This is a genomic window from Culturomica sp. (genome assembly GCF_003524185.1).
GTDB classification, from domain to species: Bacteria; Bacteroidota; Bacteroidia; order Bacteroidales; family Marinifilaceae; genus Culturomica; species Culturomica massiliensis.
The window spans coordinates 1-19,170 of sequence record NZ_DOED01000014.1; the positions used below are offsets into that span (position 1 = coordinate 1).

The 19,170-nt window shown below is 40.3% G+C and carries 19 protein-coding genes and 1 pseudogene; 10 read left to right on the top strand and 10 right to left on the bottom strand.

The genetic code is table 11. From position 1 onward, the window contains the following. The first annotated feature begins 155 nt into the window (after positions 1-155). Together DD657_RS05650 and DD657_RS05655 are read left to right on the top strand one after the other, a co-directional pair. Positions 156-470, top strand: a complete 315-nt coding sequence (locus tag DD657_RS05650; protein WP_287048936.1) for an Arm DNA-binding domain-containing protein — start codon at positions 156-158, stop codon at positions 468-470. Positions 471-515: 45 nt separating this feature from the next. Next, positions 516-1,289, top strand: a complete 774-nt coding sequence (locus DD657_RS05655) for a site-specific integrase (RefSeq protein WP_287049079.1) — start codon at positions 516-518, stop codon at positions 1,287-1,289. A gap of 156 nt (positions 1,290-1,445) precedes the next feature. Here DD657_RS05655 and DD657_RS05660 read toward each other — a convergent pair whose 3' ends face one another. The 5 genes from DD657_RS05660 to DD657_RS05680 form a co-directional block, all read right to left on the bottom strand. Further along, a complete protein-coding gene (locus DD657_RS05660) occupies positions 1,446-2,288 on the bottom strand; it encodes an RteC domain-containing protein (RefSeq protein ID WP_287048937.1) in 843 nt (280 codons plus the stop codon). Between the two features lie 121 nt (positions 2,289-2,409). Beyond that, positions 2,410-3,282: a helix-turn-helix domain-containing protein gene (locus DD657_RS05665; RefSeq protein WP_287048938.1), complete on the bottom strand. Its 873-nt coding sequence runs from the start codon at positions 3,280-3,282 to the stop codon at positions 2,410-2,412. Positions 3,283-3,295: 13 nt separating this feature from the next. After that, positions 3,296-4,669 carry a TolC family protein gene (locus DD657_RS05670; RefSeq protein WP_287048940.1) on the bottom strand — a complete coding sequence of 458 codons (1,374 nt, stop codon included), beginning with the start codon at positions 4,667-4,669 and terminating at the stop codon, positions 3,296-3,298. An 11-nt stretch (positions 4,670-4,680) separates the two neighbouring features. Further along, positions 4,681-7,812, bottom strand: coding sequence for an efflux RND transporter permease subunit (locus DD657_RS05675; RefSeq protein ID WP_287048942.1), 3,132 nt, complete (start codon positions 7,810-7,812; stop codon positions 4,681-4,683). Between the two features lie 13 nt (positions 7,813-7,825). Continuing rightward, positions 7,826-8,935 carry an efflux RND transporter periplasmic adaptor subunit gene (locus tag DD657_RS05680; protein ID WP_287048944.1) on the bottom strand — a complete coding sequence of 370 codons (1,110 nt, stop codon included), beginning with the start codon at positions 8,933-8,935 and terminating at the stop codon, positions 7,826-7,828. Positions 8,936-9,166: 231 nt separating this feature from the next. Here DD657_RS05680 and DD657_RS05685 point away from each other — a divergent pair, with 231 nt between their 5' ends. After that, a complete protein-coding gene (locus DD657_RS05685) occupies positions 9,167-10,078 on the top strand; it encodes an AraC family transcriptional regulator (RefSeq protein ID WP_287048946.1) in 912 nt (303 codons plus the stop codon). A gap of 317 nt (positions 10,079-10,395) precedes the next feature. On the opposite strand, the gene DD657_RS05690 is transcribed toward DD657_RS05685, so the two are convergent. Continuing rightward, a complete protein-coding gene (locus DD657_RS05690) occupies positions 10,396-10,824 on the bottom strand; it encodes a DUF3408 domain-containing protein (RefSeq protein ID WP_287048948.1) in 429 nt (142 codons plus the stop codon). Positions 10,825-11,206: 382 nt separating this feature from the next. On the opposite strand from DD657_RS05690, the gene DD657_RS05695 reads away from it, so the two are divergent. The 3 genes from DD657_RS05695 to DD657_RS05705 are packed head-to-tail and all read left to right on the top strand — an operon-like array spanning position 11,207 to position 12,085. Beyond that, positions 11,207-11,485, top strand: a complete 279-nt coding sequence (locus tag DD657_RS05695; RefSeq protein ID WP_287048950.1) for a helix-turn-helix domain-containing protein — start codon at positions 11,207-11,209, stop codon at positions 11,483-11,485. A 2-nt stretch (positions 11,486-11,487) separates the two neighbouring features. After that, positions 11,488-11,781, top strand: a complete 294-nt coding sequence (locus tag DD657_RS05700; protein ID WP_287048952.1) for a helix-turn-helix domain-containing protein — start codon at positions 11,488-11,490, stop codon at positions 11,779-11,781. A gap of 40 nt (positions 11,782-11,821) precedes the next feature. Continuing rightward, positions 11,822-12,085, top strand: a complete 264-nt coding sequence (locus DD657_RS05705; RefSeq protein ID WP_287048953.1) for a hypothetical protein — start codon at positions 11,822-11,824, stop codon at positions 12,083-12,085. Positions 12,086-12,149: 64 nt separating this feature from the next. On the opposite strand, the gene DD657_RS05710 is transcribed toward DD657_RS05705, so the two are convergent. From DD657_RS05710 to DD657_RS05720, 3 genes are read right to left on the bottom strand one after another with little or no spacing between them, the layout of a single operon-like run. Continuing rightward, positions 12,150-12,527 carry a virulence RhuM family protein gene (locus DD657_RS05710; protein WP_287048954.1) on the bottom strand — a complete coding sequence of 126 codons (378 nt, stop codon included), beginning with the start codon at positions 12,525-12,527 and terminating at the stop codon, positions 12,150-12,152. Between the two features lie 10 nt (positions 12,528-12,537). Beyond that, entirely contained in the window at positions 12,538-13,743 is a 1,206-nt protein-coding gene (locus DD657_RS05715; protein ID WP_287048956.1) for a site-specific integrase, read from the bottom strand. 10 nt (positions 13,744-13,753) lie between these two features. After that, complete coding sequence (locus DD657_RS05720) at positions 13,754-14,983, bottom strand: site-specific integrase (protein WP_287048958.1); 1,230 nt, start codon at positions 14,981-14,983, stop codon at positions 13,754-13,756. Between the two features lie 299 nt (positions 14,984-15,282). Between DD657_RS05720 and DD657_RS05725 the strand changes: the two are divergent. The 4 genes and pseudogenes from DD657_RS05725 to DD657_RS05740 form a co-directional block, all read left to right on the top strand. Further along, positions 15,283-15,486, top strand: a pseudogene (locus DD657_RS05725) (tyrosine-type recombinase/integrase); the annotation flags it as partial. 133 nt (positions 15,487-15,619) lie between these two features. Further along, the gene (locus DD657_RS05730) at positions 15,620-16,396 is read left to right on the top strand and encodes a TIR domain-containing protein (protein ID WP_287048959.1); all 777 of its coding nucleotides are present in this window, start codon (positions 15,620-15,622) and stop codon (positions 16,394-16,396) included. A gap of 85 nt (positions 16,397-16,481) precedes the next feature. Further along, positions 16,482-17,246 carry a hypothetical protein gene (locus tag DD657_RS05735; RefSeq protein ID WP_287048960.1) on the top strand — a complete coding sequence of 255 codons (765 nt, stop codon included), beginning with the start codon at positions 16,482-16,484 and terminating at the stop codon, positions 17,244-17,246. A 650-nt stretch (positions 17,247-17,896) separates the two neighbouring features. Then, positions 17,897-18,106 (top strand): hypothetical protein, encoded by a 210-nt coding sequence (locus tag DD657_RS05740; RefSeq protein ID WP_287048961.1) that lies wholly within the window; start codon positions 17,897-17,899, stop codon positions 18,104-18,106. Positions 18,107-18,228: 122 nt separating this feature from the next. Here DD657_RS05740 and DD657_RS05745 read toward each other — a convergent pair whose 3' ends face one another. Then, a complete protein-coding gene (locus DD657_RS05745; protein ID WP_287048962.1) occupies positions 18,229-19,026 on the bottom strand; it encodes a hypothetical protein in 798 nt (265 codons plus the stop codon). Positions 19,027-19,170: the final 144 nt, after the last annotated feature.

Below are 19,170 nucleotides of genomic sequence, written 5' to 3' on the forward strand. Positions count from 1 at the left end.
ACACACTTTTTGAAACACTATCCGTGGCCATTTTTAGCTGTCCGAAAAATGGCCACGCGAAGTCCCGGAATGGCTGATTTCAGGCCCCTATTGTCCATCCTATAAACATTCTCATTTACAGGCTTTAGCCTAAGTTTGTAATAAAAAATGAGAGCATGAAAAGTACTTTTTCATTATCGTTTTTCTTAAAGCGGACAGCGGCGCGTAAAACCGGGGAAATGCCTGTTATCGGACGTATTACGGTGAACGGGAAAGCCGTGGAGTTTCGGCCCGGTCTATCGGTGAGGCCAGAGGACTGGAGTGTGGAGAAGGGGCGTGCTATCGGGCGGACGCCTGAGATTATCCGGCTGAATGCGATGCTCGATGCTGCGCGTCATGCTATTACACAGCATTATCAGCGGCTGCTCACCGAAGACGGTTATGTAACTGCGGAAAAGGTGCGGGATGCTTATCTGGGAAGGGATGAGTGAGCGCTGAAAAAGAAGGAGGAGGAAAGGAGAAACAATACCACTTTACTGGACTTTTTCGACCGTTTCAACCGGGAATACCGGTTAAAGGCAGAGGCAGGAACTACTACGCAGAAGACTTACAGCCGTTATATCCTTACCCGAAACCGTCTGCTTGCCTTTATGACGGATAAATACGGCGTAACAGATATATGTCTGAATAAAGTAGATTTGTTTTTCATCAAGAATTTTTATCTGTATCTGCGGAAAGTATGTGAATGTACCAACAATACTTCGATGAAGTTTATACAGCGTTTCGGTAAAGTGGTATCGGTGGCAAGGGATTTGGGAATAGTGAAAAGCGATCCGTTTGTGAAGTTTGATTTTCATTTTGATGAGGTAGACCGTGGCTATTTGACAGAGGAGGAGCTCGGGCGGATAGAAACGAAGGAATTCATTTCGGAACGTCTTGGGCAGGTGCGGGACATTTTTGTGTTCAGTTGCTATACGGGTTTATCTTATATTGACATAGCTAATTTGAAGGGGGAGAACCTTCAGACTTCTTTTGACGGTCATGAATGGATAAAGATCCGCAGGCAAAAGACACAGGTCGTTTCCAGTGTCCGTTTATTGGAGATTCCCAAAGCTATTCTGGCGAAATATAAGGGAAAACAGCCCGACGGGAAGTTACTTCCGGTAATCAGTAACCAAAAGATGAATGAATACCTGAATGAAATCGCTACGCTTTGTAATATCGGCAAACACATTACTTTCCATTTGGCAAGACATTATTATTCTCATTACCACCTGATAATGAGTAGTTTGCAAGAATATCTTTCTTAACAGGTAACGATTTAGAAACGAGCGAAATGCTTTATTCTGCTATGTTTCTACACACATCTCAAAGAGCGACTTGATGGATGCAAAAATACAGAATTTATCTCAATAAACAACACTATCTTATGCAAAAGTTACTCTATTCCTTATTTTATCAGAATACTACTTCCGTTTCTGTTCCTTATCATCGTCCTGCTCCATCCTTTTGTTCAACCGTTCCTGCATCTTGTCCAGAAAGTATGTGCGACTTACGTTCTTGCGGCGTTTCATATCCGTGTAGGCACTGTAACAATCCCGGATGTCGATGTTCAGCAGTGTTCCTATAAAGGCGGCTAATTCGTGTATCGGGGTTTCACCGTTGTTGATGCTATCCATTTCACTGAGTCCGTACACTATTTCCACCAATTCGATAGCAGTACCAGTCCACTTGTAGAAACCTTTAACTTTCAGAAGTTCGGTAGACATATTTTCACCTCCATTTCGCAGGTTAGTACGTTTCACCGAAAGGAAAGCATACAACATCTCCATAGCCATGATGCGGGCGACAAGATGGTCATATCCCGTCGAAAACGCCGAATCATCATCCAGATGGCATACATCCATATTGACAATATTCTCTTGCTTTCCTCGCAGAAAATAGTACTTATCCATATAAGTTGCCCCGCTGCGGTAATATTGAAAGAATGCTACATGGCGATCAAAGAACAGTTTTTGTTCTTCCTGTCTCTTTTCGTAATAAGTATCCAACTCATCATCCCCGATGGGACGTTGGCTTTCGATGCGCAGTATCTCATGGAAATAAATCAACTGTCCTAAAAGTGTCGGTTTATGATGCTTAAAAAAGGAAATTTCTTCTGCTTCATCACGGAAAAGGGTAGATTCCGTTAATGCTTTTAATTCTATTAGCTGCTTTCTCAGGAAGACAAGCATCGCTTTACAATCCCGGATAATATGACTCCCGTTCAGGTCGATGGCTGCTATCCGGCTATCCATTTCCCGTATCATCTCTTTACATTTTATCTGCATTGAATATTCTCTTTAGTTTCGGGTGCAAAGTTAAGAATATCAACAATATAGCTAATCATATAAATTTATCATATACTAACAGAAAATGACCACAGATACTTTATTTTGTAAAAGAAGTATTCTCTTTTCGCAAATTACCCGGTGTATCACCCAGATATTGTTTACAGAAGCTGTTGAAGTGTTGAGCGGAAGAAAAGTTAAACTCGTCAATAATGTCGGAAAAGGGGATGTATGGCATTGACAAGCGGTGTTTAATGTGTTCTGCCCGCTTTTGAATCAGCCAGCGGTACACAGGTATTCCAAACTCATTTTTGAATATTCGCCGGAAGGTATGTAACCCATAGCCACATAATTCCGCCAGTTCCTTCGTACAATTGGCTTTACGGTAGTGTGTCAGTACAAGGCTTTTGAATGGGATTTGCTCATCGGTCATCGGATGGAAGAAAAGTTGCAACTCTTCAGGTGTGTAATATTTGCTGAATAGCCAAATCAATTCCTTATGTTTCAGTTTCCATAAATTCGGCTCGTGCGTTTTATCATCTATATAGCCATTTATTCCGTCCAGTAGGTGTAGCAGTTGTTTACAGACAGTGAGTTTACTGTAAAAATAGCTTTTTCCTTCCTTTGGCTCTATATGCTTATGCGTATAGAGATAAGAGAGAATACAATTCTCTGCATGGCATACTGTGTTATTAAAGTAATGGATAAATAATATTGTATTACTCAACGCTACTCCGTAATAGTCACTACCACGAGGCACAAATAATATTTCTCCTGCACACAAAAACTCTTCCTTGAACTTATTACTCGTGATGCGTATGTGTCCGCTTTGACAGAACAGCAGCACGTGCTGTCCCAAATTTACACTGCTACGTTCTGTGTTTCGCGAATAATTCATTATCTGAAAAGAACAGCCTAAAGGGTTTTCTTCGCAAACAGTTTCTTTATTACATTTATATGGCATTTCCTTCATATCATCTAAAAGTTCAATTTCTTCCCCCTCCCAGCGCACGGTAAAGTGTTATAACTCCTTGTATGGCATCAAAGCGGTTCGATATTTGGTTAAGTTGGGCTTGCAATAAAGTTTGTTGTGAAGTGAGGACTTCAAGATAAGAAGTCGTGTTGCCGTGTTGCATCAACAATTGTGTATTATGTACGGCGGATTTTAACAAAGTAACCTGTTGGTCATACAAGCTCACTTTCTCTTTGGTCGATTGACATTGTGCCAAAGCGTTGTTTACTTCGCTTCCGGCATTCAATAAAGTTTGTTGAAAATTCAACTTAGCTTCTTCTTGCTGTACCTTTGCCATATCCAAACGAGCTTTGTTTACTCCCTTGTTAAAAATAGGCTGTGACAGATTTCCGATAACTTGCCAAAGAATTGCTCCCGGATTGCTGATACCGCCTCCACCGCTATTTGTCCATCCGATATTTCCGCTAAGCGTAATGGATGGATAGAAATATGAACGGGCTTCATTAGTTGCATAATAAGCCTGCATCAGTGCCGCTTCGGCGCTTTGGACATCCGGACGATTGGATAACAATTGTAATGGGATTCCAATCGATAGTGTTTCAGGAAGCACTTGTTCCTCAAATTTTCCTCGTTCAATCGCACGGGGCGTTTCGCCTAAAGTAACGCATAAGGCATTCTCTACTTCCGTGATTTGGCGGCGCAGGTTTATCACGGAAGCATCGGCGGAACGTTTATTTGCATCTGCCTGTGCGATGGCTGCTTCGGTTGTTTGCCCTGCTTGTTTTAAAGCACGCATGACATTGACGTTCTTTTCCCAGAGAACAGAAGTTTGCAACGTAATTTCTAATTGTTTGTCCAGCATCAGCAAGGTATAATATGAATTGGCAATATTTGCAATCAGTTGTGTCCGGACTGTTTGCTGATAAGCCTTGCTCTGCTCCAATGCCGCCTTTTTTTGATGCTTCACATTGGTCACTTTCCCGAAAATGTCCAATTCCCAACTGGCTGCAACAGGCAACTGATAGGTCTTTGCTACATCACTGCCATCAAAACTGTTTAGATTTCCTTGCGGATTGAACGATACGGCAGGAAAATAAGAGAGCCGTGCAGACTTCAACGACGTTTCCGCTTGAGTTATACGCAAGTGTGCAATCCTCAAATCGACGTTATTACCCAAGCCATTGCGAATCAGTCTTTGCAAGTCGCTATCGGTAAACACCTGTTCCCATTTCAGACTTGCAATAGTTGTTGTATCTGTCGTTTCAACAGTTTCCCCGAAAAGTTTATCTGTTTTAGTTTCAGGACGCAAGTAAGGTTTGTATATGCCGCAGCTGCTTATTAAAAGTGGCAAGGCAAAAATTATTGATATTATTATTATTCTCTTCATTGGACATGTTTTTAATTGTTTTCTTCTTCTTGACTTTTCTTTTTGGGCGCTAATTTCTCTTGTAATTGTTGCATCAGCATAAATAATGCAGGAGTGATGAACAACAAAGCCAATGTGCCGACAAACATTCCTCCGACGGCTCCCACTCCTAAAGAAATATCTCCGTTGGCTCCCACACCTGTTGAGAACAGAAGCGGGAGTAAACCGACAATCATTGTCAATGCGGTCATCAGAATAGGACGAAGCCGCACGGTAGCGGCATTAAGAGCCGCACGAGGGATACTCATACCTCGTTTACGGGCTTTTTGGGCGTATTCTGTAATCAGAATAGCCGTTTTAGCCAATAACCCGATAAGCATGATGATTCCCATTTGCAAGTAGATATTATTCTCCAACCCCATGATTTTAGTAAACAGGAAACTTCCCATCAGTCCGACAGGAACAGATACAATCACGGCAAGAGGAATAAGAAAACTCTCGTACAAGGCGCAAAGTATCAGATAGATAAAAATAAGGCAAACAGCAAATATAATAACCATATTATTTGACAAGCCCGATTCTTCACGTGTCATGCCTCCGAATTCGTAGCCATATCCAGTCGGCATAAAGGTATTTGCCGTTTCCCGAACGGCATTGATGGCATCGCCCGAACTATAACCTTCGGCAATCCTCACATTGACGGATATGGAGTTGAACATATTGAAACGTGTCAATGATTCCGACCCATAAGTACGTGTCAGGGTTACAAACTGGCTGACAGGAGCCATGCCTCCGCTTGTACGGACATATATATTATGAAGTGACTGTTCGTTCAAATGGTCTTCGGGGGTAGCTTGTATCATTACCCGGTATACTTTTGAGAAACGGTTCAAATCAGTTACATACTGTCCTCCGCAATAACCGGAAAGGACGGTAAGTACTTCTTTCGGTGAAATACCGACCGAACTGCATTTATCAGCATCCACATCAACCATATACTGCGGAAAATTAGTATTAAAAGAAGTATAAGCCATCGCTATTTCCGGTCGTTTATTCAGTTCCCCTATGTAATTTTGTGAAACAGCAAAGAAATCCGATACGCTGCCTCCCTTTTTGTCCTGCAAATAGAGTTCAACGCCGCTCGCACTGCCATAGCCAAGTACCATAGGCAATGAGAACATAAATATCTTTGCATCCGTAATGGGTGTTGTCAGGTGTTTTATTTTCGCTGTTACGGCATCTATGCTATTTTCTTCTCCTCTGCGCTCATTCCACGGTTTAAGAGACATGATAAAGGTTCCTGCTGAAGCACTTTGACCGGAAATCTGGCTGAATCCCGAAATCTTGGCGTATGATTCTATCTGCGGAATATCTTTTAGCACCTTTTCGACTTTACCAACGATTTCTTCGGTTTGTTGCAGGGTATTGCCGGGAGCCGTGGCAACATTGACATACAACAACCCCTGATCTTCCTGAGGTATAAATCCGGATTTGGTGGTACTCATCAAAACAACAAGCAAAGCGATAGCACCGAAAAGAATAGTTCCCGTAATCCATTTGTACCGGACAAAAAATCTCACTCCCCCTTTATACTTGTTTGTAATGGCAGAGAACGAGGTATTAAATGCGGTACGGAAACGTTGCTCGAATGTTTTGCCACCATTTGCCTTTTTATCAGGTTTCATAAGCAAACTGCAAAGAGCAGGACTCAACGTCAGCGCATTAAGGGTTGAAAGAGCTATCGCAGCTGCCATCGTAAGACCGAATTGCGTGAAAAACACACCCGAAGTGCCTCCCATAAACGATACGGGAATAAATACAGCCATAAATACAAGCGTGCTGGTTATAATGGCTCCCGTAATATTACTCATTCCATCTACCGCAGCTTTATAGGACGAACGGTAACCTCTGTCAAACTTGGTTTGTACGGCTTCGACAACGATAATTGCATCATCAACCACAGAGCCGATAGCTAAAACGAGAGCGAATAAAGTCAGAAGGTTAATACTGAATCCAAGCAGGGATAAAATGCCGAATGTACCCAATATCGAAACTATAATAGACACCAACGGAATAAGTGTGGAACGAATACTTTGCAGAAAAACATACACCACAGTAATAACTAACAAAATGGCAAGCAACAATGTGATAACGATATTTTTGATTGAAGCATCCAAAAAGTCATTGACATCCAATAGTTTCTTTACTTCCATACCGGGAGGTAAACTCGGAACCACCTCGTCCAACAACTTGTCGAGAGCCTGGGAAATTTCGGTCGCATTGGAACCGGCAGACTGTTGTATCGTAAGAACTGTTCCGGGGTGTCCGTTCGACTGCACATTCATCGCATAGTTCAACGCCCCAAGTTCAACCGTAGCTACATCTTTCAGCCGGAGTATCTCTCCATCCGATAAAGAACGGATAATAATATTTTCGTATTCTTCAGGGGTTTCAAACCGTCCACGATATTTCATGGTGTATTGAAACGTATTGCCCGAATTGTCGCCAAGAATACCTGTAGGAGACTCGATGCTTTGTTCTCCGATAGCCGTTGTTATATCTGAGGGTTTTAAGCTGTACTGTGCCATTACATCCGGTTTGAGCCAGACACGGATGGAATATTCCGAACCAAGTACGCTTACACCGCCAACTCCGTTGATACGCAATACCTGCGGCAATAGATTGATTCTTGTATAATTTGATACAAAATCCTGATCGAATTTATCATCACTGCTATACAGTGTGAACACGGCGACAATAGAGGCTTGTTGCTTACTCACGGAAACACCTCCCCGTGTAACATCGGAAGGAAGTTGTGCGGTTACTTTGGACACACGATTCTGCACGTTCACCGTTGCCATATCCGGATCAGTCCCTTGCTTGAAATAGACCCTTATAGTCGCACTTCCGTTGTTAGTGGCTTCCGAAGTCATGTAAAGCATATTTTCAACCCCGTTGATAGCTTCTTCCAATGGAACAAGGACACTCTTTTGTACAGTTTCGGCATTGGCTCCGGTGTAAGCGGCTGTAATGGTAACAGTAGGTGTAGCAATATTCGGGTAGCGTTCAATCGGGAGTGTATTAATCCCGATGATACCCAAAAATACGATTAATATAGAAATGACAGCCGAAAGTATCGGTCTGTCGATAAATATCTTTAGCATATCAGTCTGTTTATTAGTTTTTTATTGTTATTGGAGTTCCATTGCGTAAAAGAGCAGCACCTTCTGCTACGATTATATCGCCGGTGTTCAACCCTGATTCAACTACAAAGGTTTTCCCGTCATTCACAGGAAGAATTGTTATTTCGGCCGATTGCGCTTTACCTTCCAATACTTTATAAACGAATACTTTGTTCTGTAATTCAAATGTGGCGCTTTGCGGAATGACAATACACGATTTTATGGTCTCAGGAAAAATAATTTTGCCTACTCCACCGCTTAAAAGAATACGCTCCGTATTCGGAAATACGGCACGCACACTTACAGTTCCCGTACTACGATCTATAACACCGCTAATCGTTTCCACATGACCGTTTTCGGAATAAAGATTTCCATCGCCCAACTGCAATTTTACTTCGGGCATAGACGCAAGCGTGTTTTTCATCGAACCATTTTCACGTATATAAGATAATGCCTGCTTTTCGGTCATCGAAAAATAAACATACATTTCGCTGTTATCGGAAACTGTCGTCAACGGAGTAGATATGCTTGAATTTACCAACGCACCTATTCTATAAGGAAGTATGCCGACAACACCGTCAGACGGACTCTTTACCACCGTAAAAGAGAAGTTGTTCCGGGCATTCTTTTCTTGTGCTTTTGCCTGCGCAAGTGAGGCTTCCGCACTTCTCAATGAGTTGTTAGCTGTTTTCAGATCATACTCCGAAATTACTTGCTGCCCAAATAATTCCTGTTTACTTTGGGCATTCAAACGAGCTGTTTCGACACTTGCCTGTGCCATTTCCACATTAGCAATAGCCGTTTCTAATGCCGCCTTGCAAGCTACTTGGTCTATGATAAACAAAGGCTGTCCTTTTTTTACGCTTTGCCCTTCTTGTACACAGACTTCAGTGATAAGCCCCGAAATTTGCGGACGAATTTCAATATCCTGACGACCTTTTATCGTAGCCGGATAGTTGTTTGAATAATCTTTATCACCGAGGGAAATTGTCATTACCTTATACTCGTTCTTACTGGTCTGTACCGGAGCATTGTTTTTACAAGAAATTGCCATCATTCCACTCAGAAAGCAACATCCATACACCATAATTGATTTAATCTTCATTGATCTCATTTTATTTTCATTTATTATATTCTATTGCTGATATTACAATCATCTTCATCCGAAGAATCATTTGAAAGTGCAAAGTTCGGTATAAGCCAAAAAAGTTTCAATGGTTTTTCTTGATCTAAATTTGTCAATTATAGACTTTTATATATCTTCGTGCAGCATTTTTAGCTTAATACGCAATTCAATGTTGTATATTTTAAACATTTTACTTCATCATATTTCAGAATGGAAAGAATAGAAGAGTTAAGATTTGCCGATTTTATAGAAAGGATTGATTTATCTGCTGCAACACACTATCAACGGCAGGTTGTAATTGTCGATATACAGGGGCTTCCTGAAGAAACTCTGAACAAAAAAAGATTTCCTTTGAAATTGGAAACTATTGCCATTGTCTTAGTCGAAAGGGGGGGACTCAAAATGAATATTGATTATATTCCTTATAATATAAGAGAAAATATGCTCTTGATTCTATCACAAAGGCATATTATGCAAATAGTTTCGCTTTCGGAAGATTTCAAAGGATACTTCCTCCTTGCAAAGCCTAATTATCTTAGAAGCCTGATCGACAGCGAAAGACCGCCTTTGACAACAGGAACTAATTCTCCGCTGAGAACTCCTGTTACACAACTGGACAAAGCCGAGTTTGAAATTCTGCACAACAATCTAAAGCGGTTGCAATGGAATATGCAGCGCAGTGAACATCCCTATCAGGCGAAGCTGATAGCGCATGGCTTGGCGGATCTGATTTTTGAGACATGGAATATTCGTATTCATAAATCGGGCAGAGAGCAGGTCGGTCATAAATCGAGTAATCGTGAAAATATCGTTGCTGCATTTTTTAAGCTGCTTCTGACAAATAGCCGGAAAGAGCGTGAGGTTGCCTTCTATGCCAACCGACTTCATGTTACTCCTGTATATCTATCTCGTGCGGTAAAGTGTGTCCTCGGAATGCCCGCCATTAAAATTATCCATGACATGGTTCTGTCAGATGCCGAGTTGCTTCTCCGCAGAAAAGAGACAACCATTCAGCAAATCAGCGAAGAGCTGAACTTCCCCGATCAGGCGGCATTCAGTAAATTCTTCAAAAAGAACATGGATGTATCACCTTTAGAATATCGAAAGAGGTATTTGAGTTAGTACCACCTTAATTAATTTGTTCAGTTAAAACGAAATAACTCACAGGAATTAATACTACAATCACCCGACTTCGGAGGGTGATTACTCCCACAGGGCAAGGCTTTTGAGAGTAGCTCAAAAGGTATCGAGTAACTCGATACACACCTTGCTGTGGGAGTAACCCACAAGCCTTTGAGTAACTCAAAGGACACCTTGCTGAGTTCTGGTGAACTCAAAAATCCTCCGAATGTCGGATTAAAAATTAGCTTTATTATCAAAATGGGCACAGTAAACCGAGTGGATATACTGTGCCCATTTATTTCATTGAATGGCAGTAATTATAATTTTCTCCACTGTTCAATGTCCTGCCCATAGAGTTCCAGATGATGCCGTGCCAGATTCTCCAAGAATCCCGACACGCTCATTTTTCGTTCACCGAGTCTGCGCACGACATCGTCAATGCGGTCACGGGTGGCACGGCTGACAAATACGGGTTGTCGGTCGGTAATCTTCGGGATGCGGAGAAACTGCTCCCGGTACTCATCCAACGATGCCTTGCGCTGTTTGGTGGTGGCTCGTCGGGGAGTTCCACTCTGTACATCCGGTTCACCTCCCTTTAGAGGTAATTCATCGGATGAGGGTGGCAATGTGCAAGCATCGCTCTCTGTTTGCCGATTCTCACTCTCAACCGGTGTATTCCTGCTGTAATAACTTGAACCGCTGATAAAATCCCGGATGTCGATAGGCTCGTCTGTCTTTTCTTTCATTGTCTGATTGGATTAAAAATGAATACTATGTGTATAGACAGTCAGTGTACTTGGCTGACTAAACACTGCAAAGAAAGAGGATTTATTTTGTATAATCCAACAAGTCAGTGTATTACGATACTTATACGGAGTAATGCGCCAAACTTCTCTTTGCCAACTATATCAAGTAGGGTTAGTTTGCCGGGTTCTGCCGGTGGGCTATTTATCATCAGCTAACCGAGAATAACCAATGGGTGCAGTGTGTTATTTGAACCGACTTGAACGCCACACACTTCCATCCCGGCGCAACAAGCTGCCACTTCGCTGAAATCCATTGAGATACGGAAAAATTATCATTTATTTGCCGGTGAAATAAGAGAAAACATTTTAAAAAGATAGAATCATGGAAATAATCAATGTAGAATCCCGAACATGGGAAATGATGATGGCAAGGCTTGAAAACTTTGCCGAAAAAGTAGAAGCACTGTGCTGTGTCAGTGGCGATAAAGCCCTGCAAAAGTGGCTCGACAATCAGGAAGTGTGCGAGATATTGGGTATCTCGAAGCGGACACTTCAAACGTATCGGGATAATGGTACGCTATCCTACACCCAAATCGGACACAAGATGTATTATCGTCCCGAAGATATAGAGTCGCTAATCAATAAACTTAAAACGAAGTAAGCATGAGCGGGATTATTACCAATGAGCATGAACGGGTGGTACGCCTGTTCGGTTCCTTAGATAGAATGTTATCGGGCATTGAACGGTTGGTTGCCGGTCACAGACCGACATTAGGCGGTGAACGGTTCCTGACGGACAAAGAAGTATCCCGGCGATTGAAAATCAGCCGCAGGACTTTACAGGATTGGAGGACAAACGGGCAGATTGCTTATATTGCATTAGGTGGCAAGGTGCTTTACAAAGAGTCCGAAATTCAAAAGATGCTGGAAAAGTACCACCGAAAGGCTTGGCAATAGCTATGCTGATTCTGAGGGGAGGGAGTTTTTTGTTGCCAATGTGACGCTACCAATCCAGAGAGGCACAGCCGGATTTATCGGTTGTGCCTCTCTGGTATCGGATGCTATGCGTCATCATCGTGTCGGTCGTTTTCGTTGCAGGGGCTTTTCTTGTGCAGGGATAGGGAGCAGGCAAGTTTTACGGCTTAAATACAACCTTCAGGTGGAGATTTCAGCCGTAACCCTTCAGGGCTTGAGCTTGACTGTTCGCTATCCCGAAACTTCCTTTGCCCCTGTAATGGAAATGACCGACACGGTGATTTAATTCAGCCATTGACTTATAGACGTGTTGTCGTACAGGTTTAATAAACTCAATAAGTATTGGCGTATCAATTCAGTGTTTCAGGACTTCTCTTGCTACTCATGGCAACAAATATTTGAGGAGTTATATGCTGTCCTCTTTCAGCCATCTTAGTTAATATCCACCTGCGAAAAAGTTCTGCTTGTGGCGATTGAATCCGAAAAGCAAGAGCCACTACCATATCCAAACCGTGATAATCCGGCAAAATGTTGTTACCAACCAATGTTGCGCCGTTGGTAAAGTTTCCCGCTATGATACCTGTTTTCAGAATGGCGCGTATATCAGACCGTATTGCCGGTATCATTACCCCGAACAGTCCGGCTATCTCAAAATCCTGCATCATCACCTTGTCGGGAACAGACACAGTGCCGTTCCCGTTGATTGTTACTATTGTTTTCTTTTCCATATTCATTTTATCAGATTGAATTATTATCTCTTGTCTTTCTCCTTTCCATCAGCCTGTTCATGTCCTCCGAAATCTTTTGGTCGGTAACTCTCGCATAGACTTGCGTGGTAGAAATATTGGTGTGTCCCATCATTTTGGCGATGCTCTCAATCGAAATGCCCTCTGATAACAAGAGCGTTCCGAATGTATGCCGGGCTTGATGGTGCGAGAGATTCTCCTTAAATTCCAGCGCATTGCCAACTGCGTGTATCTCGTGCCAAAGAATATCACGGATAGGTAAGGGGAAAACGGGCTTCGTGTCATCGGTAGTGTTGTAAAGCGAAAGTATCTGTTCCGCTATCGGGTGCAGCGGGATGAAAGCCTCCACATTGGTCTTGCCTCTCTTTTCACGGATATAAGTACGGTTGTCGGCTGTTCTGCTGATATGGTGCGGATAAAGCCTATAAACATCCACATAAGCCAATCCGGTCAGAGAAGAAAAGATAAACATCCTGCGAGCCAGTTCCAGCTTCGTGTCCTCCATCGGGGTTTCCATCATACGTTTCAGTTCATTGCGGCTGATATGAAGAAGTTTCGGGCTGTTTTTCTTTTCGTAAGCAACATCTTCCAACGGGTTGGCTCTGATTATCTCCCTATCCACGGCTATATAAATCAGCCTGTTGAGCCAGCACAGGCACTTGTTCATCTTGTCGGTACTGCAACCAAGTTCCTTTAGGAGAAACACCTTATAAGACAGCCCGAACTGTTCTGTTATTTCCGAAAATGGATAGTCCTCTTTTCCAAAAGTCATGATATATCCTTTCAGGCACTCTTGATAGATAACAGAACCACGATAGGTGGAACGGGAGTTGATTTCAACAGAGCGTTTTTCCAGTCGCTTCAGTTCTTCCATGCCTGCCCGTAATAAAGTGGTCGGAACGGAGTTTACACCGATAATCGTGTTTTTCAACAGCTCGGCACTGACAACGCCTTGCTCCTTGAGTATCTGCTGGTAAGATTGCTCTATTTTCTGTCTGAATTTCAGAAGGATGCCGTTTGCCTTGTTATCCCTGACTTCTCCATTCTTGGAATTAAAGTCTTCGGGTTTACAATAGATGCCTGTTGTTATAACGCTGTTTTTACCGTCAATGGTGATACGGCATAATACCGCTGTTGTTCCGTCTGCTTTTACCTTCGCTCTGTTTATATAGTATAGCTGTTTAAATGTACTTCTCATATTGTTGTTTTTAAAGGATTAATAGTAAGTCTTGGGTCGCTTCGATGAACTTGTCCATATCCTCGAATAGCTTTTTAGGGGTAACACGGGCATACACCTGTGTCGTCTGGATATTATTATGCCCCAGCATACGACTGATAGTCTCAATCGGTACACCCTCTTCGAGCGTAACCAGCGAGGCGAAACTGTGCCTCCCGGCATGATAGACCAGATCGGCTTCCATTCCGGCGAGGATACGCAGGCTTTTCATGTTGGCTCTCAACACCCTGTAATCCTGTACGGGGAGCAATGTTGCCCGTGTGTCGTCCTTGAATTTATCCAGCATGGCTATGGCTTCGGGCAACAGCTTTACACGTGCCAGCATCTCATTTTTCTTTCTACGGTATTTCAGCCACAATTCTCCGTTGTCATCGGTAAACAGGTTCTCACGGGTAATGGAAACCGTATCTGCATAAGAAGTTCCGGTATAACAGGCGAAAAGAAACAGATCCCGTGTGAGGGCGAGTGACGGGCGTCTGGAAGATATTTCAACATCCCGTATCCGCTCAAAGTCTTCACGGCTGAGAGCTTTGGGGGCGGTCTCTTTCTGTTTGGGGAGTTTGTAATGGGCGAAATAGAATTTATCGGAGTGTCCCTCCTTGAAAGCCAGCTTGCATACTTTTTTCAGAATGGCAAGATAGTGGCGCACGGTTTCCATTGCATAGCCTCTCTCGCCAAGTACATACTCCTGAAAATCCCGGATAAACTGTTCACTCAGTTGTCCGAAAGCTATATCGGAAGTATTGAACTGTTTCTTTATCAGTTCGGCAAGGGCTTTACGGGTGTAATGGTAGGCGGGAATAGTCCCGACGGCAACATCCACACCCACACGGGATTTCAAATCATCAATCAGCAGGTCTAATCTTTTCAATAAAGTCATTTGTGTTTCCACGCTTCCCTGAAACAGGTTCTTCACATCTTCTGCGGTGAAGTGCTGCTTGCGCTCCAAAAGAGCGTTGTAGGCTTCATTGATGGATAGCAACAGCTTATCCAACTTGACATTGGTGACAACTGCTTCACGGCTCTTGCCATTCAAACGGCTTTCACGTGGATTCCACAGGTCGGGACTGCACGAGATTTTGCAACTGAACTGCGACATGGACTTGCCGACAGTGATACGCCCCATGACCGGGGTTTTGCCCGACTTGTCGGGGCTGCTCTTTTTCAGGTAGAGCAGAACCTTGAATTTTTCTTCTTTCATACGCTTATAACTTTTATGGACTTTGCCTCTCGGCAAAGTTACCGGGTTAATAAGCGCTCTTTGATATGCAAAATACTGTGTATCAACGAAGATAAAGCCGTTTCAATTTCTTTTATCCGCTTTCAGTTACCTGTTTTTACTCGGTAACTGAATAGCTAACGGTTTGGTAACTGAAAAGCTGCCTAAATCCGCTGTATTCTGAACTTCCACCTTTTAGCAAATTAGAGCAAACTGTTTCATTTCAAACAGGTTACCTATTGTCAGTCTTCATTATTCCTATGACTGCTTTGCTGCGGATTTTCCATCAAAGGCGTCACACTTTCGCCACGACGGTCACTCTTTCGCAGGGTGTTCCGATAGAGACCGTAAGTAAAATGCTGGGTCATAACAGTATCCGCACCACTCAGATATATGCCCGGATTATCGAACAGAAAATCAGTGAAGATATGGCTTTGTTGGAACAAAAAATGCAGGCAAAGCGGAAAAGAGGGCTACATTTATAATGAAGGAATGAATTAATACTTTTGTTTTGTCATTAATATATGTATATTAATAATTTTGTTATAAAAAGAAAACTCTGTCAAAATATACTTATTTTTGTAATCAAGGTGTATTATAATAATTTGATTTTTTACTATGATAATAAAGGAGTTGAAAATTTTGACAGAAGCACTTTGGGAAGCTATTAAAAGTGATTTGGATTTCTTTTCTTCAATAAGTTCTTTTGTAAAAAAGCTTGCTGAAATTAATTATTCTGATTTATCAAAAGATGATTTTACCGAAATTAATATATATGTCAATAATATAGAAAAATTCTTTTCAAGATATAGATCTACAGGCAGGAGCTTATATATTCCACCTAAGCAAACTTCGACTAATGACTCAACTGTAAGGAGAATTGTTGAAATAACGAATATATTGAATGAATATTCTGAAGAGCAATTACAAGTTGAGCTAAGTAATTTAAAACCTAAAAGAATAATAAAAGCTAAAGCTGAATCTCATAAAATTTTTATTGGACATGGGAGAAGTAAACTATGGGCTAGAATTCAGTTATTTTTAAAAGAAGAATTGAGCGTGGAAGTTTTTTGTTTTGAATCTGAAAATCGTACAAGTGAATCAATAATAGGAATTCTGGAAAATTTTTTGTCTAATTCGAGTTTTGCTATTTTAATTTTAACAGCAGAAGATGAAACTAGTAAAGGACAACTAAGAGCAAGGCAAAATGTTATTCATGAATGTGGTTTGTTTCAAGGACGACTTGGTTTCGATAATGTTGTACTTCTTAAACAAGAAGGAACTGAAGAACTTTCAAATTTAGCAGGTCTTCAATATATTCCTTTTAGTGGGGAAAATATTGAACAGACTTTTTATGAATTACAAAGAAAGTTAAAGAAAAGTGGTATAATATAATTGTTTATATATGAAGTATATAAGAATTAAATAAATAATTTTTATTTAATCTTCGATTACTGATTTTATTTGTAGTTAAGTAAATATGAGTGAAATACTTTCGATAATTCAAAATGAAAAAATTAACTGGGAGCCGTGGATTTTATTTGTAGCAATTTTAGCTTTGGTTGCTTCAGTAATTATTCCATTTGCTCAAAAAAAGTATGATGAGCATAGAACGAAAAGAAATTTTCAGTATTATCTAAAAAAACAGATCGGTCTTATTTTAAATCTATTAACTACAGAAAAGCTTGAATATATTGAACCGAGTGTAAAAAGTGATCCTCAAAAGCAATTTTTTTTAATAAAAGATTTTATTTTATATTTAAAATCTGATTTTAAAAAATATAAAAATAGTGTTCAGCCCAGAATTGTGTTTGAGCTTTTAATGAATATTCAAAAACTTTGTCATTATGCTTATCAACTAAGGTATAATATTTCTATCATTGATCTTAAAAAGATAACAGAAAAAATTTTAGAACATGGGAAAGAGCTATCAAAAGATGAATTGAATAAAGTTTATGGACTAATATTGGTATATGAAAGTTTCCAGAGTATAAGTTATTTTCACGATAAGTTTTATCAAATAAAATCAATAAAAAGAGTAGTTGAAAATGAAACTTGGGTAGGTCTATCTGTGGAAAAAGATTTATTATCAAATCAAAAACAATTAAGTGAAGATCTACTGGTTTTAAATGATAACGAGAATAGTTTAAATGAATTAGAAAATATTATTCTCATTTTGAATCGAGAAACCAAGAAGTATTTCAATTATGATAAATTGCAAAGTCAGAGAGTTAAGAAAGACTGAGAGGGAAACGGTTCTTGTGTTAATATTACAAGAACCATTTCTTTATTAGTTATCTGTTGTAGTTGACAGGAAATCCTCGATTCTTTCGCATAATGTAAGCAGGTCTTCCTGACTGATGCAGAAGGCGGAACCCTTAGGCGTGGATAGAATGTAATCATTCTGGGGAGACAGAATGCTATCTGTTATCCAGGTCCGTTTGTTGATAAAAGGTGATTTTTCCTCTGATCCAATGGATAGTTCCTGCGGTGTGTATGGGCCGATATAAATTTCTTTCTTTTTCCCTTTATCAGGTAATTTGCCCGGTATTGCAGTACCTTCTACGAAGTGTTCCGAATGGGTTAAAAACTAGCACCCGGGGACGGGGCCAAAGTGCTATTTCTGTTTTTTGCGGGTATAATTAAAATCCTTTTCAGGGATAAAATTGAGCCGGAAGATATACGTAAAATGTAAGTGGTGCCGGTCTGTTTTTTAGCTTTGTGGCTGAGAAAAGATAAAAGCAAGGTATGTTTTCGTAACACGAAAACCTTGCTTCCGGTTGCCCGGAAGACGGCTAAACGCACTCCATTTAAAACCTCTTTTATGGCACGACCCGCAAAAATAGAAAAGAACAGCATTACTGTTACCTGCATATCCGCCTGATGCCGGGTGAGATGGAAAAGTTGCAGACGCTCTATAAGCGTACTACTTTCCCTTCTTTGAGTCAGTTTGTCCGCTTGAAACTTTTTGACCGCCATTTTGATGAACTGATGAAATACGGTTTATCCAACCAGGAACCAGCTTTAGTTCTCTGGAATGAAAAACTGGATGCCTTACGGAAAGAAATCAACCGCATCGGCACCAAAATTACCTTTATTAAATAAAATAAACGAATTACAGAATTTATAAAATTGAACAGTTAACGAATTAGAAACAAGCGAAGTTTTCTAAATCGCCGATTCTGTATCAACGAAAGAATACTCAGTAAAATGTAAAAGATACACTTTTATTTTGAAGCAATGAACGTTTTGTCTGGTTGTTGTAGTATTTTATGGATATTATCTAATTGCTTTATATGTTCTTCCATCATTATTCTATACTGGTCATATAGTTTCTTCATATTTGTATTAATTTTCTCCACGCTATTCTGAATATTTTCAATAATCTTTATTAAAAGATATAGATTAATTATGCTTTGAGTCCATTTACATTGTTTATATGTATTAATCTGTTCCATAAAAGAAGCAGACTTATGTGCATCAATACTATTACGAACTTGTTTTGCTTCATTCTTCTCAGTGATTTTCTTTATATCTTCTTTAATACTTTTCCATAGTTTCTTTATCTTTTCTTTTGCTACTAATTTTTCTGGATATTGATGCATGTCTTGTGCTACTTTTTTAAACAAGTTGTGTTCAAGTGCTTCATATATTATTGTATAAGAATGTTTACAAAGCATTATTCTTTCTGTATCGGTTGTTGTGTGGAATAAACTAATACAAGTCGTCATAGCGTCCATCTGAAGAAGAGTTAAATAACCTATCAAATCATAGATACCTTTGTGTATTTTTAATATTGACCTCCACTTGTCTATAGTATAATCATCACTACTACTTTGAGTATTGATAATAGTCATTTTATTAAGTTCATTATCAAAGTGATCCATTAAGAATACGTAAATACCACATTTCTTAGCAGAAGATTCAAGATTTGTTTGCAAATATTCTATATGTTCATCTGCTAACTTTTTCGATATAGTATAAAGTGCTGATTTATCTGATTCTTGAAATTCAAATATGTTCATTATGGAAGATTGGATATTCTTTATAGGCATTATGGAATAATATTATATATAACTTGTAACTTTTACTTGAAAGGTATCAAAATAAGATATTTCCTTTACATGATTTTATAACGCGATTTTTTACTACATCAGTAGGTTCGATAT